The 20,437-nt window shown below is 65.8% G+C and carries 20 protein-coding genes; 9 read left to right on the top strand and 11 right to left on the bottom strand.

Annotated elements, in window-relative coordinates; all coding sequences use genetic code 11:
* Positions 1-104: 104 nt before the first annotated feature.
* The 3 genes from Q0Q23_RS16130 to Q0Q23_RS16140 form a co-directional block, all read right to left on the bottom strand.
* Positions 105-608, bottom strand: coding sequence for a single-stranded DNA-binding protein (locus tag Q0Q23_RS16130; RefSeq protein ID WP_179604164.1), 504 nt, complete (start codon positions 606-608; stop codon positions 105-107).
* A gap of 4 nt (positions 609-612) precedes the next feature.
* On the bottom strand, positions 613-987 hold the full coding sequence (gene rpsF, locus Q0Q23_RS16135; protein ID WP_055922121.1) for a 30S ribosomal protein S6: 375 nt from the start codon (positions 985-987) through the stop codon (positions 613-615).
* 239 nt (positions 988-1,226) lie between these two features.
* Positions 1,227-2,666: a CCA tRNA nucleotidyltransferase gene (locus Q0Q23_RS16140; protein WP_295126359.1), complete on the bottom strand. Its 1,440-nt coding sequence runs from the start codon at positions 2,664-2,666 to the stop codon at positions 1,227-1,229.
* 128 nt (positions 2,667-2,794) lie between these two features.
* On the opposite strand from Q0Q23_RS16140, the gene Q0Q23_RS16145 reads away from it, so the two are divergent.
* The 6 genes from Q0Q23_RS16145 to Q0Q23_RS16170 all read left to right on the top strand — a co-directional run bounded on the left by Q0Q23_RS16145 (position 2,795) and on the right by Q0Q23_RS16170 (position 10,608).
* Positions 2,795-5,110, top strand: coding sequence for a DUF6049 family protein (locus Q0Q23_RS16145; protein WP_295126361.1), 2,316 nt, complete (start codon positions 2,795-2,797; stop codon positions 5,108-5,110).
* Complete coding sequence (murJ, locus tag Q0Q23_RS16150; RefSeq protein ID WP_295126364.1) at positions 5,103-6,710, top strand: murein biosynthesis integral membrane protein MurJ; 1,608 nt, start codon at positions 5,103-5,105, stop codon at positions 6,708-6,710. The genes Q0Q23_RS16145 and murJ overlap by 8 nt, the downstream gene beginning before the upstream one ends.
* Before the next feature lie 83 nt (positions 6,711-6,793).
* Entirely contained in the window at positions 6,794-7,777 is a 984-nt protein-coding gene (trxB, locus tag Q0Q23_RS16155; protein WP_295126367.1) for a thioredoxin-disulfide reductase, read from the top strand.
* Positions 7,778-7,791: 14 nt separating this feature from the next.
* Entirely contained in the window at positions 7,792-8,118 is a 327-nt protein-coding gene (gene trxA, locus Q0Q23_RS16160; RefSeq protein ID WP_055922107.1) for a thioredoxin, read from the top strand.
* Positions 8,119-8,267: 149 nt separating this feature from the next.
* Positions 8,268-9,590 (top strand): PLP-dependent aminotransferase family protein, encoded by a 1,323-nt coding sequence (locus Q0Q23_RS16165; protein WP_295126373.1) that lies wholly within the window; start codon positions 8,268-8,270, stop codon positions 9,588-9,590.
* A gap of 61 nt (positions 9,591-9,651) precedes the next feature.
* On the top strand, positions 9,652-10,608 hold the full coding sequence (locus Q0Q23_RS16170) for a D-alanine--D-alanine ligase (protein ID WP_295126376.1): 957 nt from the start codon (positions 9,652-9,654) through the stop codon (positions 10,606-10,608).
* Between the two features lie 376 nt (positions 10,609-10,984).
* Here Q0Q23_RS16170 and Q0Q23_RS16175 read toward each other — a convergent pair whose 3' ends face one another.
* From Q0Q23_RS16175 to rpmH, 8 genes are all read right to left on the bottom strand, one after another.
* Positions 10,985-11,938 (bottom strand): ParB/RepB/Spo0J family partition protein, encoded by a 954-nt coding sequence (locus Q0Q23_RS16175; RefSeq protein ID WP_295126379.1) that lies wholly within the window; start codon positions 11,936-11,938, stop codon positions 10,985-10,987.
* Positions 11,938-12,855 (bottom strand): ParA family protein, encoded by a 918-nt coding sequence (locus tag Q0Q23_RS16180; protein WP_295126382.1) that lies wholly within the window; start codon positions 12,853-12,855, stop codon positions 11,938-11,940. Before Q0Q23_RS16180 ends, Q0Q23_RS16175 begins: the two co-directional genes overlap by 1 nt.
* Before the next feature lie 142 nt (positions 12,856-12,997).
* Positions 12,998-13,627 carry a 16S rRNA (guanine(527)-N(7))-methyltransferase RsmG gene (gene rsmG, locus Q0Q23_RS16185; protein WP_295126385.1) on the bottom strand — a complete coding sequence of 210 codons (630 nt, stop codon included), beginning with the start codon at positions 13,625-13,627 and terminating at the stop codon, positions 12,998-13,000.
* A gap of 14 nt (positions 13,628-13,641) precedes the next feature.
* Positions 13,642-14,202 (bottom strand): R3H domain-containing nucleic acid-binding protein, encoded by a 561-nt coding sequence (locus tag Q0Q23_RS16190; RefSeq protein ID WP_295126388.1) that lies wholly within the window; start codon positions 14,200-14,202, stop codon positions 13,642-13,644.
* 4 nt (positions 14,203-14,206) lie between these two features.
* Complete coding sequence (gene yidC / locus Q0Q23_RS16195; RefSeq protein WP_295126391.1) at positions 14,207-15,175, bottom strand: membrane protein insertase YidC; 969 nt, start codon at positions 15,173-15,175, stop codon at positions 14,207-14,209.
* 9 nt (positions 15,176-15,184) lie between these two features.
* A complete protein-coding gene (gene yidD, locus Q0Q23_RS16200) occupies positions 15,185-15,496 on the bottom strand; it encodes a membrane protein insertion efficiency factor YidD (RefSeq protein ID WP_295126394.1) in 312 nt (103 codons plus the stop codon).
* Complete coding sequence (rnpA, locus tag Q0Q23_RS16205; RefSeq protein ID WP_295126397.1) at positions 15,493-15,909, bottom strand: ribonuclease P protein component; 417 nt, start codon at positions 15,907-15,909, stop codon at positions 15,493-15,495. The genes yidD and rnpA overlap by 4 nt, the downstream gene beginning before the upstream one ends.
* A 23-nt stretch (positions 15,910-15,932) precedes the next feature.
* A complete protein-coding gene (rpmH, locus tag Q0Q23_RS16210) occupies positions 15,933-16,070 on the bottom strand; it encodes a 50S ribosomal protein L34 (protein ID WP_055922080.1) in 138 nt (45 codons plus the stop codon).
* A 443-nt stretch (positions 16,071-16,513) separates the two neighbouring features.
* Here rpmH and dnaA point away from each other — a divergent pair, with 443 nt between their 5' ends.
* The 3 genes from dnaA to gnd all read left to right on the top strand — a co-directional run bounded on the left by dnaA (position 16,514) and on the right by gnd (position 20,433).
* The gene (gene dnaA, locus Q0Q23_RS16215) at positions 16,514-17,938 is read left to right on the top strand and encodes a chromosomal replication initiator protein DnaA (RefSeq protein WP_295126404.1); all 1,425 of its coding nucleotides are present in this window, start codon (positions 16,514-16,516) and stop codon (positions 17,936-17,938) included.
* Positions 17,939-18,363: 425 nt separating this feature from the next.
* The gene (gene dnaN / locus Q0Q23_RS16220) at positions 18,364-19,509 is read left to right on the top strand and encodes a DNA polymerase III subunit beta (protein ID WP_295126407.1); all 1,146 of its coding nucleotides are present in this window, start codon (positions 18,364-18,366) and stop codon (positions 19,507-19,509) included.
* A 36-nt stretch (positions 19,510-19,545) separates the two neighbouring features.
* Entirely contained in the window at positions 19,546-20,433 is an 888-nt protein-coding gene (gene gnd, locus Q0Q23_RS16225; protein ID WP_295126410.1) for a phosphogluconate dehydrogenase (NAD(+)-dependent, decarboxylating), read from the top strand.
* Positions 20,434-20,437: the final 4 nt, after the last annotated feature.

Genomic DNA, 20,437 nt, shown 5'->3' on the forward strand with positions numbered 1-20,437 from the left:
GATCGGCTTGCGGCGGTCGCCGCTCGACTTTCCAGCCATGATTTCCTTTGCTTTCCGCCTGACGCGGCTCTGGCCTGTCAGGCAAACTCAGTTATAAGGACCCGTTAGAACGGGGTCTCGTCGTTGTAGGAGCCCGGAGTGTTCCACACGTCTGCGCCCGCGGACGGGTCAGCCGGCGCGGACGCGGCCCACGGCTCCTCGACAGCGGGAGCACCGCCGCCGAAGCCGCCAGGGCCACGAGACGACTGCGTACGAGTCACCTGGGCGGTGGCGTAACGCAGCGACGGGCCGATCTCATCGATCTCGAGCTCGATCGAGGTGCGCTTCTCGCCCTCTTTCGTCTCGTAGGACCGCTGCTTGAGCCGACCCTGGGCGATCACCCGGGACCCCTTGGTCAGCGAGCCTGCGACGTGCTCGGCGAACTCGCGCCAGACGCTCGCACGCAGGAACAGTGCCTCACCGTCCTTCCACTCGTTCGCCTGACGGTCGAACGTGCGGGGCGTGGATGCGATGGTGAAGTTGGCGACAGCCAGCCCGTTCTGCGTATAGCGCAGCTCGGGGTCGGCCGTGAGGTTGCCCACCACGGTGATGACGGTCTCGCCGGCCATCGGACTAGGCGCCGGCCTTCTCGGAGGAGGAAGCGGCCTTGCGGGCGGCCTTCTCGTCGGCGCGCTGCTGAGCGGCGGCGACCTGGGCGATGGCCTCCTCGGCGCGGAGCACCTTGGTGCGCATGACGGCCTCGCTGAGCTTCAGCTGGCGGTCGAGCTCCTTCGTGGTGTCACCGGTCGCGGTGAGCTGCACGACGGCGTAGATGCCCTCGGACTTCTTGTTGATCTCGTACGCCAGGCGGCGGCGGCCCCAGATGTCGACGTTGTCGATCGTTCCGCCGTCGTTACGAACGACGTTGAGGAACTTGTCAAGGCTGGGAGCAACGGTGCGCTCATCGATCTCGGGATCGAGGATGACCATCAACTCGTACTGATGCATGACTAACCCACCTCCTCTGGTCTCAGCGGCTGCAGACGTTCTGCAGCAGGAGGGTTGTACATCGGTTGCGTGGGCAGGACTCCGCCCGGGCAACTTACCAAGGGTAGCGGATGCGGTTGTTCCGCGCCAACCGGGGCGCTGCGTGCAGGTGTCTGTCGTGCTCATGCACCCAGCTTCGCGACCCCACCGGCCGTACGACGCGGCTCGGCCCGAATCCGTGGAGAACTCGGACCACGACCTCACTGTGCAGGAGATTGCTGCGCGGTCCACCACGCGTGGAGGCGTCGCGTGGCCTCCTCCTCGCCGAGAGGACCCTCGTCGAGGCGCAGCTCGAGAAGGAAACGGAGCGCCTGCCCGACCTCGCGCCCGGGCCGCAGGCCCAGGATGCGCATGACCTGCTCCCCGTCCAGGTCAGGGCGGACGGCGTCGAGCTCCTCCTGGGCCTTGAGCTCGGCGATCCGCCGTTCCAGGTCGTCGTAGGCGAATCCGAGCCGATCGGCTTTGCGGCGATTGCGCGTCGTCACGTCGGCCCTGGTCAGCATGTGCAGCCGCTCCAGCTCGCCGCCCGCATCCCGCACGTACCGACGGACCGCAGAGTCGGTCCAGTGGGCGTCGGAGTAGCCGAAGAAGCGGAGGTGCAGCTCGATCAGGCGCGCAACGGAATCGATGGTCGACTTGTCGAAACGCAGCGCCGTCAGGCGCTTCTTCGCGAGCTTCGCCCCCACGAGGTCGTGGTGATAGAAGCTGACGGCCCCACCGGGCTCGAAACGGCGGGTGGCCGGCTTGCCGATGTCGTGCAGCAGCGCAGCCAGACGCAGCACCAGATCGGGGGCCGTTCCGGGATGGCGTTCCTTCTCATAGCCGATCGCCTGGTCGAGCACCGTCAGACTGTGCTGGTACACATCCTTGTGGTGGTGGTGCTCGTCGACCTCGAGTCGCAGCGCGGGCACCTCGGGGAGGACGTGGTCGGCCAGTCCCGTCTCGACGAGCAGCTCGATGCCGGGCCTCGGCTCATCGGCCTGCACGAGCTTCGTCAGCTCATCGCGCACCCGCTCCGCACTCACGATCCCGATGCGCTCCGCCATGTCCGTCATCGCCGCGCGCGTCTCGTCGTCGACGACGAAGCCGAGTTGGGCGGCGAAGCGCGCCGCGCGCATCATCCGCAGGGGATCGTCTCCGAACGAGACCGCCGGGGTCGACGGAGTGGTGATGCGCCGGGCGATGAGGTCCTCCACGCCACCGGACGGGTCGATGAGCCGCACCTCCGGAAGCCGGAGGGCCAGGGCGTTGACGGTGAAGTCGCGGCGCAGGAGATCGCCCTCGAGCGTGTCGCCGAACTGCACCTCCGGCTTACGGCTGGCGCCGTCGTAGCTGTCGCTCCGGTAGGTCGTGATCTCGACGGTGTCGTCGCCGATCCGCGCGCCGATCGTTCCGAAGGCGCGGCCGATGTCCCAGACCGCGTCGGCGAGCGGATCGACGACCCGCAGGATGTCCTCCGGCCGCGCGTCCGTGGTGAAGTCGAGATCGTGCACGTCGCGGCCCAGGAGTGCGTCGCGCACCGGGCCCCCCACGAGGGAGAGCTCGTGACCGGCCGTCGCGAACGCCTGTGCGAGGCGGTCCACGGTCGGTGTCGTCGCCAGGGCGCCGAGACGTTCGAGGGATTCGGCGACGGACTGCATGGTGCCTCATTTTAACGGGAGCCGTGGACGTGCGCCCGCTCTGCGCGTCCGCGGTGCTCGTCGGGCTCACAGGGGGCGGCCTCTAGAATCGTCGACATGGAGGCGGAACCGGGATCGTGCGTGGGCGCATGAGGGTACCCGGCCTCTCCCTTCGGGGCACCCGATTCCGTGCTGCGCTCACCGGCGCCGCGGTGGTGCTGGCGACCCTTCTCTCGACCGCTGCGGCCCCCGGCACGGCGGCGACGACGACCACGACGCTCTCCTCGCCCGTCCGCGCAGCAGCCGGAGCGTCGATCACCGCCACGATCTCCACCTCGGGCGCGGGAATCCTGTCGCCCGGGCAGGATCTGATCGCCACCGTCGCGGTGAGCAACCCGACGAGCGCCGCTTACACGGCCGGATCGGTGACACTCTGGTACGACCCCGAGCCACGGGCCTCACGCAACGAGCTGAGCTCCTGGCTGTCGTCGACCTCCCAGGTCAGTGACCGCGTCCAGCTCGGGCGGGTCTCCGTTCCCGTCCTCGAGCCGGGATCGAACACCGACGTGCGTGTCCCGGTTCCCGCGGCTGCCGTGCCCTTCGGCTCCCGTCCGACATCCGCCGTCTTCGGGATCGGGGCGACGGTCGCAGAGGGCGATCGCACCGTCGAGGCGCGCGGATCCGTGGTCTGGTACCCGGGCGGGGCGGCGACGCGCGCAGAGATCGGGGTCGTCATGCCCGTCGTGAGCCCGTCCACCGGGGACGGGCTCATCTCCGCGCAGGACCTCGCCACCTACACGGGGCCGACCGGCGTGCTCACGCGCGACCTCGACGGCCTGGAGAACCACAGCACCGTCACGGTCGGCATCGACCCGATGATCATCGCCTCGATCCGCGCTCTCGGCAATGCCGCCCCGGCGAGCGCGACGGCGTGGCTCGGACGCCTGAGCGCGCTCCCCAATGACACCTTCTCTCTCGGTTACGGGGATGCCGACGTCACCGGCCAGATCCAGGCGGGCCTCCCGGCGCCGTTGCAGCCGACCGCGCTCGGTTACGCGGTCGACCCCAAGAACTTCAACCCGACGCCCACGGCGATCGGCGAGCCGCAGACGCCGACCGCGACACCCGCGGCGACGCCCAGCCCCACTCCGACACCCGGCGCTGGACCGACTCTTCCGACGCTCTCTCGTCTGCTCGCGTGGGACTACACCCTCGCGGGCGTCGCCTGGCCGGGCGACGGGACGACCCGTGCCGCCGACCTCGCCCCTCTGGCAGCCGCCGGTCTCGGGACGGTGATCGTCTCGGGGAGCAACACGAATTCGGCGAAGCTCGACTCCACCCCCAACGCCCCGACCCGCTCGGGATCCTCCACTCTCGCGGTCACCGACCAGCGCCTGTCCGACGCCCTCCGCCAGGCTGTCTCCGCACCGAGCGACCTCGCGTGGAACGCCGCCATGTCGAAGCTGAACGCGCAGTTGCAGCTCATCAGCTCCGAAGGCTCCGCCCCGCGTCACCTCCTCATCGCACTCGACCGGTCCTGGCCGTCGAGCGGCACCCAACTCCAGCGGACGCTCGACGCCCTGTTCTCCAACCCCTGGTCGACGCCGTCCACGTTCCCGGCCGTGCTGGCCGCACAGCAGTCGTCCGAGCTCGCGCTCGCCGACTCCCCCGAGTCGCAGGCGCGGATCGACGCCATCCGCACCCTGCTTCAGGACGAGAAGTCCATCGACCAGTTCGCGTCCATCCTCGCCGATCCGTCCACGTTGACAGGCCGCACGCGCGCGCAGCTCCTCACCTTGCTCGCCGTCTCGTGGCAGAGTCCGCGGTCGGATTGGACGGCGGCGGTGGCGGCGAGCAGAAGAACGACGGTCAGGACGCTGCACGCCGTGCACATCCTTCCCACCGAGAACATCAATCTCGTGAGCGCGCAGGGCTCGATTCCATTCACCGTGAGCAACGAGCTGCCGAACGAAGCCGTCACCGTCGTCCTCAACGCCTCGCCGTCCAACAGCCGCCTCGAGATCGACCAGTCCACGAGCAAGACCATCCCCCAGGATTCCCGGGCGACGATGCTCGTACCGGTGAAAGCCAAGGTGGGCAACGGGCAGGTGGTGCTCTCGCTGCAGTTGTACAGTCCGACGGGCGTTCCCATCGGCGACCCGAGTTCGGTCACGGTGGAGGTCCACGCGGACTGGGAGGGCATCGGCGCGCTCATCTTCGGCGTGCTGGTGGTGCTGCTCTTCGGTTTCGGGATCGTGCGCAACATCCTCCGCCGTCGTGATCAGCGACGAACCGCCGACGACGCAGAGGGCCGCGACGCAGAGGGCCGCGACGACGAGAGCCCCGACGACGAGAGCCCCGACGATGAGAGCTCCGACGATGAGGCCGGCGACGCGGACGCCGCCGAGACGACCGCCGCGCGCGAACGCCGCACACCCTCCGATCCGGGAGGATCGAATGGCTAGCGTGGGTCGCGCGAGCGCGATGCTCGCCTCCGGAACCCTCGTGTCGAGGCTCCTCGGTTTCGCCAAGGCCTGGCTGCTCGTGCAGGCGATCGGGGCGGTGTCGTTCGCCGCGAACGCGTACGGCACGGCGACCGCCATTCCGAACAGTCTGTACGCGATCATCGCTCAGGGCATCCTGAACGCGATCCTGGTGCCGCAGATCGTACGTGCGTCGGTGAATCCCGATGGCGGACGTGCCTACATCAACAAGCTCGTAACGCTCGGCATGGTCGTGTTCGCCGTGACGGCGGTGGTCGCGACCTTCCTCGCTCCCGCGCTGATCGCTCTCTTCGGCGTCCCTCCCGAGCAGCGCGATCTCGCCACGGCGTTCGCCTACTGGTCGCTGCCGCAGATCTTCTTCCTGGGGCTGTACACCCTGCTGGGCGAGGTGCTCAACGCGCGCAAGTCGTTCGGCCCCTTCACCTGGGCGCCCGTCGTCAACAACATCGTCGCGATCACGTTGCTCGTGGCGTTCATCGCGGCTTTCGGCACGTCGTCGCGCGGCGCGCACGGCACGTCATGGTCGTTCTGGATGATCGCGCTCCTGGCGGGGGGAGCCACGCTCGGGATCGCCGTGCAGGCGCTGATCCTGTTCGTGTTCTGGCGGCGGGTCGGCCTCCGTTTCCGGTTCGACTTCGGATGGCGCGGAGTCAACCTCGGCACCGCAGGCAAGGCGGCGGGGTGGACGCTCGGGATGCTCATCGCGACGCAGCTCGCCGGCCTGATCGAGGTCAACGTCTCGAACTCCGCCGGCCCGCAGTTCGCCGGAACGTTCGTCATGCAGAACGCCTGGCTGATCTTCACGCTCCCGCACGGCATCATCGCGGTCTCGATCGTCACGGCCTTCTACACCCGGATGGCCGAGCACGCCCACGAGGGTGCGGTCGAGTCCTTCCGGCAGGACTTCTCCTCCGCCGCGCGCTCGATCATGCTGTTCATCGTGCTGTCGTCCGCGGTGCTCATCGTGGCGGCGTACCCGATCGCCCGAGTCTTCACGTCGGACTATCAGGCGATGGGCCTCGTCCTCATCGCCTATCTGATCGGCCTGGTCCCGTTCTCGCTGGTCTTCATGGCGCAGCGCGCGTTCTACTCACTCGGCGACACGCGCACGCCTTTTCTCTTCACGCTCGCCCAGGTCGGGGTGATCGTCGCCGGCGTGCTCGGCTGCTTCGCCGTCCCGCCGTCGGTGCGCGCGGCCTCCGTCGCGTTGGTCGTCTCGCTGGCGAGCCTTCTGCAGGCCGTTCTGGCGTTCTGGCTGCTGCGCCGGCGAACCGGGGGAGTGGACGGCACGCGGATCTTCGGTTCGCTGTGGCGGTTCCTCCTGGCGGCCGGCGCCGCGGTCGTCGCCGGCGCCGGCTTCCTCGTCATCCTCGGCGGGGTGTCGCCCGGAGCGTTCCCCGTCCGCAACCCGATCACGGCGATCGTCGCCTCCGCGGTGATCGGCATCGTCATGCTGATCGTCTACGTCGGCTCGCTCGGCATCCTCCGCTCGCGCGATCTGGAGGCCGGGCTGGCACCGGTTCTGGACCGCGCCGCTGCCCGTTCCGCAGCTCGCAGGTGACACGGAATAGCATCCGCCTAGGATGTGTTCTACAGGTCGGTGCCTCCGGTCGGGAGCACCGCAGACCATCAAGGAGTTCCGCCGTGCGGCAGATCATCATCATCGGTTCCGGCCCTGCCGGTTACACCGCGGCCATCTATGCCGCGCGCGCCAACCTCAAGCCGCTGCTGATCGCCTCCTCGGTCGAGGCCGGCGGCGAGCTCATGAACACCACCGAGGTCGAGAACTTCCCGGGTTTCCCCGACGGCATCATGGGCCCCGACCTCATGTTCAAGATGCAGGCTCAGGCCGAGAAGTTCGGCACCGAGGTGGTCCTGGACGACGTGGTGTCGGTCGACCTGTCGGGTGATGTCAAGACGGTGACGCTCGGATCGGGCGCCGTGCACGAGGCGCTGGCCGTGATCTTCGCGACCGGGTCCGCGTACCGCAAGCTCGGTCTCGAAGACGAAGACCGGTTGTCCGGTCACGGAGTGTCGTGGTGCGCCACCTGCGACGGCTTCTTCTTCCGCGAGCGCACGATCGCCGTGGTCGGCGGTGGTGACTCCGCGATGGAGGAGGCGAACTTCCTGACCCGCTTCGCGGACAAGGTGTACGTCATCCACCGTCGCGACTCGCTGCGCGCCTCCAAGATCATGCAGGACCGCGCGTTCGCCAACGAGAAGATCGAGTTCATCTGGAACTCCGAGGTCGTCGGCATCAACGGCGATGAGCAGGTCAGGAGCGTGACCCTCCGCGATCTGCAGACCGGCGAGCAGAGCGAGCTCGAGCTGCAGGGTCTGTTCATCGCGATCGGCAACGACCCGCGCGTGCACCTGGTGCACGGGCAGCTCGACCTGACTCCGGAGGGGACCATCGCGGTCGCCGGCCGGACGTCCAAGACGAAGGTCGCGGGCGTGTTCGCCGCGGGCGACGTGATCGACCCCAGCTACCGTCAGGCGGTCACCGCCGCGGCATCGGGCACGGTCGCGGCTCTCGACGCAGAGCACTATCTGACGACTCTTCCCGCAGACCTGCTGGAGCGCGCCGAGGGCGCATCCGGCGATCTCGAACTCACGACCACCGCATAAGGAGAATCACAACAATGTCAGCAGCACGTTCCGTGACGGACGCCACTTTCGAGCAGGACGTCCTCAACAGCGGAAAGACCGTCCTCGTCGACTTCTGGGCGGAGTGGTGCGGTCCCTGTCGCGCTGTCGGCCCGATCCTCGACCAGATCGCCGCCGAGCACGCGGACAAGATCGAGATCGTCAAGCTCAATGTGGACGAGAACCCGCAGACCGCGGCGAAGTACCAGATCACCTCCATCCCGGCGATGAAGGTGTACCAGGGCGGAGAGGTCGTCAAGACCGTCATCGGCGCCAAGCCGAAGCCCGCCCTCGAGCAGGATCTGGCCGCCTACCTGGCGTAGCGCGACCGCCAGGCAGCTCCCCGCACTGTCAGACCCGTCCGGCGCTCATCGCGCCGGACGGGTCTTCTGCGTTTCATGACCCCTTCGATTTCCAGAGGGATGCGTCGCCCCCCTAGCATGAATGAACGACACGAGAAACGGACCGATTCGTGACAGAACAGGGCAGCCCGCGTCAGCAGGGCAACAATTTGGACCCGTGGTACAACCACTACGCGCAGCGCACGGGCGGCCTGGCCGCCAGTGAGGTCCGAGCCTTGTTCGCCGTCGCCAGCCGCCCCGAGGTGGTTTCGCTGGCCGGCGGCATGCCGTACGTCGCGGCGTTACCCGACGACCTGGTGATGGGCGCGATGGAGCGGGTCATGCGCGAGCGGGGCCCCGTCGCCCTCCAGTACGGGTCCGGCCAGGGCGTTCCCGCTCTGCGCGAGCAGATCCTCGATGTGATGGCGCTCGAGGGGATCAGCGGCAGCGCGGATGACGTGATCGTGACCACCGGTTCCCAGCACGCTCTCGAGCTGTTCAGCAAGCTGTTCATCGACCCGGGCGATGTCGTGCTGGCGGAGGGTCCCAGCTATGTGACAGCCATGGTGATCTTCCGCTCCTACCAGGCGGAGGTCGACCACGTCCCGATGGACGAGCACGGTCTGATCCCCGAGGCGCTGCGGGAGCACATCGCCCGTCTCAAGGCCGCCGGACGACGAGTGAAGTTCCTCTACACCGTCCCGACCTTCCACAACCCGGCCGGTGTGACGCTGTCGTGGGAGCGCCGGCTCGAGATCCTCGAGATCGCACGGCAGAACGACATCCTCGTCTTGGAGGACAATCCTTACGGCCTGCTGTATTTCGGCGACAAGCCGCCCGCGGCGATGCGGTCCGTCGAACGCGAGGGTGTCGTGTACTTGGGCACCTTCTCGAAGACGCTGGCGCCCGGCTTCCGGGTGGGCTGGGCTCTTGCGCCGCACGCGATCCGCGAGAAGCTGATCCTGGCGAACGAGGCGGCCGTGCTCAGTCCGAGCTCGTTCAGTCAGCTCGTCATCTCCGAGTACTTGAACAACGCCGACTGGAGGGGGCAGATCGACACCTTCCGCGGTGTGTACCGTGAGCGCAAGGAGGCGATGATCTCCGCATTGCAGGAATACCTGCCCGAGCTGTCCTGGACCGATCCGAACGGCGGCTTCTACGTCTGGCTGACTCTTCCGTCCCACCTCGACTCCAAGGCGATGCTTCCGCGCGCGGTGACGGAGCTGGTCGCCTACACTCCCGGAACGGCCTTCTATGGCGACGGCTCCGGAGCCCAGAACATCCGGCTGTCGTTCTGCTATCCGACCCCCGAAAACATCAAGATCGGCGTGCGGCGCCTCGCCAATGTCATCAACGGCGAACAGGATCTTCTGGACACGTTCGCGGGGACCGGACCTTTGAGCGCGCCCCGCGGGAACCGTACGAGCTCGAATCCGCCGACAGACCTCCGCTGACTCCGCACTACACCCGACTGAGCCGCCCGCACCGGGATCTTCGCTAAAGAAAGAGCAGGTCATGGCCGAAAACCAAGAACTCGACATCGTCGTTCTCGCGGGCGGGATCTCCCACGAGCGCGATGTCTCGCTGCGCACAGGGCGACGCGTGGCGGACGGCTTGCAGTCGCTTGGCCACCGGGTGACGGTGCTTGAACCCGACGCTGCGCTGTTGGGCTATCTGCGAGACAGTCGTCCCGATGTCGTCTGGCCGGCCCTCCACGGGTCCAGCGGAGAGGACGGCGCCCTGCGTGCGCTCCTCGAACTGGCGGGCGTTCCTTTCGTGGGCTCGACTACGGATGCGGCGCGGCTTGCCTGGTCCAAGCCCACGGCGAAGACGATCGTCGCGCGAGCAGGCGTGGCAACCCCGGAATCCGTGACGCTGCCGAAGGAGACGTTCCGCGAGCTCGGCGCGAACAGTGTTCTCGAGACCGTTCTTTCCGCTTTCGCAATGCCTCTGGTCGTGAAACCCGCCCACGGCGGTTCGGCACAGGGGGTGACGGTCGTCACGGCCCCCGACGAACTGCCCCGTGCGATGGTGGACGCCTACACCTACGCCGATGTTGCCCTGATCGAGCGCAAGGTCGAGGGCGTCGAGGTGTCTGTGGCGGTCCTCGACACCGGCGACGGCCCTGTCGCGCTGCCTCCGGTGGAGATCGAGCCGATCGACGGGACCTACACATTCGACGCCCGCTATAACGCGGGGGAGACCCGCTTCTATGTCCCGGCGCGGCTGGAGCCCGACACGCTCGCAGCTGTCGCGGCCGCAGCCACGGCCGCGCACAGCGCGCTCGGCCTCAGGCACCTGTCGCGGGTCGACCTGATCGTCGATGCCGACGGTGTGCCCTGGTTCCTTGAAGCCAATGTTCTCCCGGGCCTGACCGAGACATCGATCATGCCTCAGGCAATCGCGGCATCCGGTCGCGACTTGGGCGATGTTTACGCAACGCTGGCTGCGGCGGCGATCGCTGACGCCTGACGTCGGGTTTCACGTGAAACGGGGTCAGTCCGACCAACTCGGCCCGACCGCGAAGACTACTTCAGGACAGTGGACCCGGCCGATCTCCGCGCGCTAGCGAACGAGAACGGCTTTTGAAACCGCGAACCGCCCGCTGTCGTCATCGACGTGCTTCGCGATGGTGAGGTTGGGCGTCGGTCCGGCGGGGGAGCCGCCGAAGCACGCGCCTTCTGCGTCAGCCGGCCGGTTGTCAGCGGCCGATGGACCGGTACGCGCCCGAAACCCCAGCAAGCCAAATCCGTCACCCGCGACGATCCAGAGTACAAAGCGTTTCATGGAACCCCCGGCCGACCCCGCTGGCCCAGCGCAATCGCGCCAGACGAGTGGACTCGGTGTTTCACGTGAAACGGACGGGCGAACTGTACGTCGGCTGACCGATCTCGTCCAGGATGCGATTCAGGTCCTGGATCGTAGCGAAGTCCACCACTATCTGTCCCTTCCGGGCTCCCAATGTGATCTTGACCCGAGTATTGAGTCGATCACCGAGACGCTCAGCCACCTCATCGAGGTGCCCACGGTGCTTTCCGGGGGAGGCCTTCGAGCGTGTCGGCTTAGGCGTCCGACTCGCGGCAGCCTCAGCAGCGCGCACCGATAGGTCTTCGTTCACGATCTTGTCGGCGAGGCGGACCATTGCCTCCTCGTCGTCACCGACCGAGAGAATCGCCCGCGCGTGACCTGCACTGAGCACGCCTGCAGCGACGCGCGACTGCACCGGCGCCGGAAGCTTGAGCAGCCGGATCGTGTTCGTGATCTGCGGGCGGGACCGCCCGATCCGGGTCGCCAGCTGCTCTTGCGTGATTCCGAAGTCCGCGAGCAACTGCTGATAAGCGGATGCCTCCTCCAGCGGGTTCAACTGAGAGCGATGCAGATTCTCGAGGAGCGCATCGCGAAGCATGTCCTCGTCGGCCGTCTCCTTGATGACCGCCGGAATCGTCTCGAGCCCGAGCTCCTTGGTCGCGCGCAGGCGGCGCTCGCCCATGATCAGCTCGTACTTGTCGGCCTGCCCCGAGACGGGACGGACCACTACCGGTTGCAGGACGCCGACCTCGCGAATACTCGCGACCAGCTCGTCGAGCGCCTCGCGGTCGAACTCAACGCGCGGCTGTACCGCGTTGGGCACGATGTCATTAGGGGAGAGGTTCGCCAAGCGGGCGCCGGGAACCGCCACGAGCGTCTCCGTCACCACCGCCGTGCTCTCCGGGAAGAACACATCGACCGGACGCGCGGACTGATCGCTCGTCGGGATGAGCGCTCCGATACCCCGTCCCAAACCCGTACGCTTCGCTGCCATTACCGGGGCACTCCTCTCCGTGCGATTTCGGCGGCCGCCTCCAGATATGAGAGCGAACCTGACGAATTGGCGTCATAGCTGATCACGCTCTGACCGTAGCTCGGGGCCTCAGAGATCCGAACAGAGCGGGGAATGATGGTGTCGAGCACCTCGTCGGGGAAGTGGGTACGGACGTCCTCGGCCACTTGGTGCGCGAGATTGGTTCGCGAGTCGTACATGGTCAGCAGGATCGTAGACACCCGCAGCTTGGGGTTGAGGTGCTTCTCGATCAGCTGGATGTTCTTGAGGAGCTGGCTCAGTCCTTCGAGCGCGTAATACTCGCACTGGATCGGGATGAGAACCTCGGTCGCAGCGACGAAGGCGTTGATCGTGAGCAGACCGAGCGACGGAGGGCAGTCGATCAGCACGTAATCGATGTCGAACTCGTCCAGGAACCGGCCCAGGGCGCGTGCAAGACGCTGTTCCCGGGCGACCATCGAAACAAGCTCGATCTCGGCGCCGGCGAGGTCGATGGTCGCGGGGATCACGAAGAGGCCCTCGAACTCGGGGCTTTTCTGGATGACTTCCTCGAGCTCCTTGTCGTTCACGATCACGTCGTACACGCTGGGCGTGCCCTCACGGTGCTCGACACTCAAGGCGGTGGACGCATTACCCTGCGGATCCAGATCAATGGCGAGGACGCGGGCGCCGGACTTTGCGAGTGCCGCAGCCAGATTCACGACGGTGGTAGTCTTCCCGACCCCACCCTTTTGATTCGAGATCGTAAAGATGCGTGTGCGCGACGGCAGGGGCAAGGTCGTCGAAGCAATTGCCTGCCTCCTCCTTGCCAGATCCTGGATTTCCCTGGCCAGGGGAGTGGACCCATCGAAGGACGTGTCACCCGCCCGAGCGGGAGCATCCTGATCAGGTTGTTTCACGTGAAACCTCGTCGCTTGTTTCGGTGCACGGCCTGGCCGCGGAACTAAGACAGGAGCGCGCAGCGCACCATTCGTCAACTCTAGCTTGCCCATCTGGCTGATCCATCCAGCACCGCGGAGGTGTGGAAAACCGGCGGTTTACTCAGCGGACAGTCGCCTTAATCACCCGTGTGATGTCCTGGAGGACACCTTCGCCGAGCGTGAGAACCTCGACATCGTGCACCGAGAACTTCCGCATCTCCTTCGTCGCGGCGTCCACCTCCGCTGCGGCGGCGGCACCCTTCATCAGGACGAGCTCACCGCCGTCTCGAAGCAGGGGAGCTGTCAGCGGGATCAGCTTACGGAACGCACTGACGGCGCGCGCGGTGACCTGGTCGAGGTGCTCAGGAAGACGGACGTCTTCGGCCCGACCGCGCACAACGGTGACGTTCGCCAAGCCCAGCTCGGCCACCTGCTCGTTCAGCCACGCGATGCGACGCTCCATCGGTTCGATGAGCACGAACTGAACATCAGGACGGGCGATAGCGAGCACCAACCCGGGAAGGCCGGCGCCGCTTCCAACGTCACCCACCGTGCCCGGCCGCAGCAACGGCGCCACGATGGCACAGTTGAGAATATGGCGCGACCAGATGCGGGGGAGCTCGAGCGGACCGATCAGCCCACGCTCCTCGCCCTGTTCGACCAGATTCGACGTGAACGCGCGCGCAAGATCGATTCGATCATCGAACAAGGTCTGCGCGACCGCCGGTTCGGTCTCGACGGAGTCAGTCACCGTTTCACGTGAAACTACGCAGCGGGCGTGATGACCGTGTGGCGATCACGACCCTCACCACGCGAGTTCGACACGTACCCGCGCTCCGACACGATGTCGTGGACGAGCTTGCGCTCATACGAGGACATCGACGGGAGGGCCGCCTCCGTCGCACCCTCTTCGATGCGGGCGATCGCCCGGTCGACCAGCGTCGCAAGCTCAGCCTGGCGCGCATCCCGTGAGCCGGCGATGTCAAGGATCAACCGGGAGAACTCGCCGGTCTGGTTCTGCACGGCGAGGCGGGTCAGCTCCTGAAGGGCGGTGACCGTATCCGGCTTCGAGAGAAGACGGAGATTCGTGCCCTCCTCGGCGTTCACCGAGATGTAGGCGCGCCCGTTGCGGGTGTCGATATCGATGTCACCGTCGATGTCGGCGATATCGAGCAGTTCTTCGATGTAGTCCGCTGCGATGTCACCTTCGCGGTCCAGGTCGTTTCCCGACCCCGACGCCGCCTCGCCAGCGGACTCCACCTCGTCCGCGGGGGAGTGGATGGCTTCCTCGTCGGAAGGCGTGAAATCGGTCTGCACGTCGGTCATGTCCCTACTTCTTTCCGGCCTGCTTCTTGGCCCGGTTCTTACTCACAGGCTGAGAACGCTGCGTGGTGGTCTTCTGCTGCGGGGCCTCGTCGACCGTCAAGACGACGGAGCCGTCCTGCACGAGCTTCCCTTTGCGTGCGAGTCGTGCCTCCCGCGCCTTCGCCGCATCGGAACCGGGAGTCGGCATGTTACGGATGACCAGGAACTGCTGTCCCATCGTCCACAGGTTCGAGGTGAGCCAGTAGAACATCACCCCGAGCGGGAAGGCGAAGCCGGAGAACAGGAAGACGAAGGGGAGGAGGTAGAGAAGGATGCGCTGCTGCTTGAACTGCGGGCTCGCCTTCGTCTCAGGCGACATGTTCTTCGAGACGATCTGCAGCTGAGTGAGGAACTGCGATCCCGTCATGAGCACGACCATCACCGCGGCGATCACCATGACCGCGACCTGCTGGGGGTGCGCGTTCAGGGCACCCTGGAAGCTCTGGTGCAGAGGGGCGACGCCGAAGAGTGTCGCGTTTCCGAACTGCTGCGCCAGCGTCGAGTTGAGCGGACCCACGCCGGCTTTGCCGCTCTGGGCGCCGTTCAGCACCTGGAACAGAGCGAAGAAGACCGGCATCTGCAGCAGCAGGGGGAGGCAGGAGCTCAGCGGGTTCGTGCCCGTCTTCTTGTAGAGCTCCATGGTCTCGCGAGACATCGCCTCACGTGAGAACTGGTCCTTCTTGCCCTTGTACTTGTCCTGGATCTTCTTGAGCTGCGGAGCGATCTCGAGCATCCGGCGCTGGTTCTTGATCTGCCGGACGAAGATCGGGATCAGCGCGGCACGGACGACGACGGTCAGACCGACGATCGAGAGCACCCAGGTGATGCCCGCCGCCGGATCCATCCCGACCGTCGTGAGCAGCCAATGCCACGCCACGAGGATGAGCTCGACGACCCACTTGATGGGCCAGAGGATCGTACCGATGATGTCCATGTCTGGTTGCTAGGCCTTTCCCTGGCTTGTCGCGACGACGAATCCGAACGGGGTGACCCGGTAACGGCGCTTCTTCTTGAGGGGAACGTCATCGACCCCTCCTGCCGCCCACGGGTGGCAGCGGATGATCCTGCGGACGCCGAGCACGCTGCCGACGATGACGCCGTGCTCCTGGATGGCCTGGAGCCCGTAGGCGGAGCAGGACGGGTAGTACCGGCACACGTCACCGTACAGAGGCGAGATCACCGCTCGATAGGCACGCAGCAACAACACGGCGACATTCCTCGGAATGAGGAGCACAGCAATGATCGCGGTGTTCATGGACGGACGTTGCCTTCGGTGGTGACGCTTCGACGTGTTTCGCGTGAACTGGTGGTGCGGCGGCGGAGGAACCGGTCTGCGGCGCCCGATACCTCTTCGTGCAGGGTAGCCCACCTCACTTGGGCGGACGCTGGCAAAGCCCGGATGACGATGTCGACTCCGGGACCATCCGCAGCAGCGGGCTCGAGTAGCGCCAGCACCTGGTACGCCGCGGCCTTGAGCCGCCGACGCACACGGTTACGCACCACCGCGTTGCCCACGGACTTGCTCACAATGAAACCGAATCGCACCACATCGGAGTCACGGTTCATCCGGACGTACGCGACGGTGTTCGCTCCGGTGAAGCGTGCACCTCGCCGCACTGTCGCCCGATAGTCCGCGCCCCGCGTGATGCGATGGGGTTTCGCGAGCACGCGCCGTGCCTATCCGCGAAGGATCAGGCCGAGAGCTTCTCGCGGCCCTTGGCGCGGCGAGCCGACAGGATGGCACGGCCGGCGCGGGTGCGCATGCGAAGGCGGAAGCCGTGGGTCTTGGCGCGCTTGCGGTTGTTCGGCTGGAACGTTCTCTTGCTCATATCAATCTCCGTGGTGGTCTCTTCACAGGCCGGTGCTGAAGGAAAAGGGCCAGCACGGGGAGGCCAGGAAAGTTTCTGGGCAGCCGAAACGGCTGAAGTCAACTGATTAAAACTACGTCCTGAGGCCGACCGAGGTCAAACCGATCGTCACGAAACCCTTGATTATGCACGGGATTGGCAGGAAGCGCGCCGACGACGCGCCGGAGTATTCCGCCAATCGAATTTGATCCCCACCTGTGGACAAGTTAGCGTGAGGGCGAAAGTTATCCCCAGGCCATCCCAAAAACGGCCGGAGATCGCTACGGTATTGCACACACAGCGGTGGATAACTCTGTGAATACCCCAGGGCGGCATCCCTTGCCGCCAGCCCGACGTGAGTCACACGGGGGACGACTCGTCTCACGGCGGGCCGACGGCATCCACGAATTTGAAGACGGGGAACGATGGCAGGCGGCGAAGAGTCCATTTCTGCGGCATGGCAGAACGTGCTCGACAAACTCGAGACGGACGACCGCATCACCCCCCAGCTTCACGGCTTCCTCAGCCTCGTCGAGCCCAAAGGGATCATGGCCGGCACCTTCTATCTCGAGGTGCCCAACGAGTTCACCCGCGGCATGATCGAGCAGCGCAGCCGCGTCCCCCTGCTCAACGCCATCGGCTCGCTCGACCAGACCCTCGAGGTCAACACGTTCGCGATCGTCGTCAACCCCGAGATCCAGCAGGAGTCGATGGCAGCGCCGTCCGAGCCTGAACCCGCTCCGTATCTCGACTCCGTCGCACCCATGGTGACGCCCTCGACCGAGATCACCGCACCGCCTCGCAACGGCGACACACGTCTCAATTCGAAGTACAGCTTCGACAACTTCGTCATCGGACAGTCCAACCGGTTCGCGCACGCCGCGGCGGTCGCGGTGGCCGAAGCGCCTGCGAAGGCGTACAACCCGCTGTTCATCTACGGCGACTCGGGTCTGGGCAAGACCCACCTCCTCCACGCCATCGGTCACTACGCCATGAGCCTCTACCCCGGCATCCGCGTGCGGTACGTCTCGAGTGAGGAGTTCACGAACGACTTCATCAACTCCATCGCGAACAACCGGGGCTCCTCCTTCCAGGCCCGCTACCGCAACATCGACATCCTGCTGATCGACGACATCCAATTCCTGCAACGAGCGGTCGAGACGCAGGAGGCCTTCTTCCACACGTTCAACACGCTCCACGACCACAACAAGCAGGTGGTCATCACGAGCGACCTGCCCCCCAAGATGCTGACGGGGTTCGAGGACCGCATGCGGTCGCGGTTCGAGTGGGGTCTGATCACCGACGTGCAGGTCCCCGACCTCGAGACCCGCATCGCCATCCTGCGCAAGAAGGCGCAGAGCGAGAAGATCCAGGTGCCCGACGACATCCTGGAGTTCATGGCGACGAAGGTGTCGAGCAACATCCGCGAACTCGAGGGAACCCTCATCCGCGTCACCGCGTTCGCCAGCCTGAATCGCACCCCGGTCGACATGCCGCTGGTGCAGACCGTGCTGAAGGATCTGATCACCCTCGACGACGACAATGTGATCGCGCCGACGGACATCATCACGAACACCGCCGAGTACTTCAAACTCAGCGTCGACGATCTCTACGGTTCCAGCAGGTCGCAGGCCGTCGCCACCGCTCGCCAGATCGCGATGTACCTGTGCCGCGAGCTCACCAATCTCTCGTTGCCGAAGATCGGCCAGCTGTTCGGCGGCCGCGACCACACGACGGTGATGTATGCGAACAAGAAGATCAGCGAACTCATGAAGGAGCGGCGCTCGATCTACAACCAGGTGACCGAGCTCACCAGCCGGATCAAGCAGAACCACCGCTACGGCAAGTGACCGCAGCGCGCCACGCCGTCGCGCCTCACAAAGTTATCCACAGATTGATCCCCAGAGTGGGGAGAGTCCGTTATTAACACCTGGGGATAACTTGTGGAGAAGTTCCGGAAAGTCGCTCGATTAATGGGGACGGACGGTCCGGCCCTGTGAAAAGCCGTTCGAACCGACGCTGATCGCCCGCGCTGTCAACAGCCGGACTCCACGGGTCATCAACAAGTCACGAGGCTGTAGTTCCCGCTGATTTCCTGGTATCCACCGAGTTATCCACATTCTCCACAGCGGTTAACACCATTAATGATTAACTCTTCTGAGTTAAGGCCGGCCGACAACCTCAAGCGGTTGCTCGAATGACAACTTCTGCGCCAGAGGCCAAGCGCTAGGATTTGTGACGTTCCGTATCCGAGCGCAGAGCCAGGGGAGACTTCGTGAAGTTCCAAGCCAATCGGGATGTCTTCAGTGAGGCCGTCTCCTTCGCTGTGAAGCTTCTTCCACAGCGCACGACCCTCCCCATCCTGAGCGGCGTGCTGATCGAGACCACCGACAGCGGCCTGCAGCTCTCCTCCTTCGACTACGAGGTCTCGGCTCAGACCGAGATCGCGGCCGAGGTCGAGGAACCCGGACGTGTCCTGGTCTCCGGGCGCCTCCTCGCCGAGATCGCGGCCAAACTGCCCAACGCGCCCGTGCAGTTCTCGACGGAGGAGTCGAAGATCGTCGTCCGTGCCGGATCGGCGAACTTCACGTTGCTTTCGATGCCCGTCGAGGAATACCCGAGCATCCCGCAGGTATCGGCTGAAGCCGGCCTCGTGCCAGCGGAGGAATTCGCAGAAGCCGTTGCGCAGGTGGGCGTTGCCGCCTCTCGTGACGACGTGACTCCGGTGATCACCGGTGTTCAGCTGGAGGTCGGCGACAACACGCTCGGGCTCGTCGCGACGGACCGTTACCGAGTGGCCGTCCGCGAGATCGACTGGGACAACGGCACGACCTCCGGCGAGACGCAGACCGCACTCGTGCCCGCGCGCACCCTGACAGAGATCGGCAAGACCTTCGGCCATTCGGGCACGGTGTCGATCGCGATCACCAACCGCGACGACCGCGAACTCATCGCCTTCACGGCCGACAAGAAGACCGTGACCTCGCTCCTGATCAAGGGCAACTTCCCGCCGGTGCGCCGGCTCTTCCCGGAGCAGGTCGACAACTACGCGGTCATCAACACCGCGGAGCTGATCGAGGCGACCCGACGCGTCGCGCTGGTCCTCGAGCGCGAAGCCGCGCTCCGCTACACCTTCACCGCCGACGGGCTGACGCTGGAAGCGATCGGCTCGGAGCAGGCTCAAGCATCCGAGAGCATCGACGCTCTCCTCACTGGCCAGGAGACCGTGGTTTCGTTGAAGCCGCAGTTCCTGCTCGATGGTCTCGGTGCCGTGCACTCGGAATTCGTGCGCATCTCCTTCACCAAGACCGAGAACCCCAACAAGCCGGGTCCGGTGCTCATCACGAGCCAGACGTCGAAGGACCAGTCCGGTTCGGACTCGTACAAGTACCTGCTGCAGCCCAACCTGCTGCTGCGCTAGGACCCGGTCCCGCTCCACGAGAGAAGAAGGACAATCATGCACATCGGCCTCATCGGTCTCGGACGTATGGGCAACAACATGCGCGCCCGCCTCGAGAAGAAGGGCATCGAGGTCACCGGCTACGACACCAATCCCGAGGTGTCGGACGTCGCGACGCTGGCCGACCTCGTCGCCGCGCTCCCGGCACCGCGCACCATCTGGGTCATGGTGCCGGCAGGCGCGATCACCGACGGCGTGATCACCGAGCTCGAGCCGCTGCTCGAGAAGGGCGACCTGGTCATCGACGGAGGCAACTCCAAGTTCACCGAAGACTTCAAGCACGCGGAGCTCCTTGCGCCCAAGGGCATCGATTTCATGGACGCGGGGGTCTCCGGCGGCATCTGGGGACTCGAGAACGGCTACGGTCTGATGGTCGGAGGCTCGAAGGAGCAGGTCGAGCGTGTCATGCCGGTCTTCGACGCACTGCGCCCCGAAGGTCCGCGCGACGAGGGCTTCGTGCACGTGGGCGAGGTCGGCGCCGGCCACTACGCCAAGATGGTGCACAACGGCATCGAGTACGCCCTGATGCAGGCGTATGCCGAGGGATACGAGCTCCTCGACACCCGCAAGGACATCATCAAGGACGTCACCGGCACCTTCAAGGCATGGCAGCGCGGTACGGTCGTGCGTTCGTGGCTGCTCGACCTGCTCGTCCGTGCTCTTGAGCAAGACCCGGAGTTCGAGCACATCGAGGGCTTCGTGCAGGATTCGGGCGAAGGCAGGTGGACCGTCGAGGAGGCGCTGAACAACGCGGTGCCCGTCCCGACGATCAGCGCATCGATCTTCGCGCGTTTCGTCTCGCGCCAGGAGGACTCGCCGGCGATGAAGGCCGTCGCGGCCCTGCGCAACCAGTTCGGCGGCCACGCTGTGAAGGCCGTGGACTAACCCT

This window comes from uncultured Leifsonia sp., assembly GCF_945957465.1.
In the GTDB taxonomy this organism is placed as follows: domain Bacteria; phylum Actinomycetota; class Actinomycetes; order Actinomycetales; family Microbacteriaceae; genus Leifsonia.

Bases quoted from the DNA above. Each gene is read 5' to 3' on its own strand.
- trxA (WP_055922107.1), top strand. From the start codon at position 7,792: ATGTCAGCAGCACGTTCCGTGACGGACGCCACTTTCGAGCAGGACGTC.
- gnd (WP_295126410.1), top strand. From the start codon at position 19,546: ATGCACATCGGCCTCATCGGTCTCGGACGTATGGGCAACAACATGCGC.
- rpmH (WP_055922080.1), bottom strand. From the start codon at position 16,070: ATGAGCAAGAGAACGTTCCAGCCGAACAACCGCAAGCGCGCCAAGACC.
- rpsF (WP_055922121.1), bottom strand. From the start codon at position 987: ATGCATCAGTACGAGTTGATGGTCATCCTCGATCCCGAGATCGATGAG.
- dnaA (WP_295126404.1), top strand. From the start codon at position 16,514: ATGGCAGGCGGCGAAGAGTCCATTTCTGCGGCATGGCAGAACGTGCTC.
- murJ (WP_295126364.1), top strand. From the start codon at position 5,103: ATGGCTAGCGTGGGTCGCGCGAGCGCGATGCTCGCCTCCGGAACCCTC.
- Q0Q23_RS16175 (WP_295126379.1), bottom strand. From the start codon at position 11,938: ATGGCAGCGAAGCGTACGGGTTTGGGACGGGGTATCGGAGCGCTCATC.
- yidC (WP_295126391.1), bottom strand. From the start codon at position 15,175: ATGGACATCATCGGTACGATCCTCTGGCCCATCAAGTGGGTCGTCGAG.
- Q0Q23_RS16130 (WP_179604164.1), bottom strand. From the start codon at position 608: ATGGCCGGCGAGACCGTCATCACCGTGGTGGGCAACCTCACGGCCGAC.
- Q0Q23_RS16140 (WP_295126359.1), bottom strand. From the start codon at position 2,666: ATGCAGTCCGTCGCCGAATCCCTCGAACGTCTCGGCGCCCTGGCGACG.
- Q0Q23_RS16190 (WP_295126388.1), bottom strand. From the start codon at position 14,202: ATGACCGACGTGCAGACCGATTTCACGCCTTCCGACGAGGAAGCCATC.
- yidD (WP_295126394.1), bottom strand. From the start codon at position 15,496: ATGAACACCGCGATCATTGCTGTGCTCCTCATTCCGAGGAATGTCGCC.
- Q0Q23_RS16145 (WP_295126361.1), top strand. From the start codon at position 2,795: ATGAGGGTACCCGGCCTCTCCCTTCGGGGCACCCGATTCCGTGCTGCG.
- Q0Q23_RS16170 (WP_295126376.1), top strand. From the start codon at position 9,652: ATGGCCGAAAACCAAGAACTCGACATCGTCGTTCTCGCGGGCGGGATC.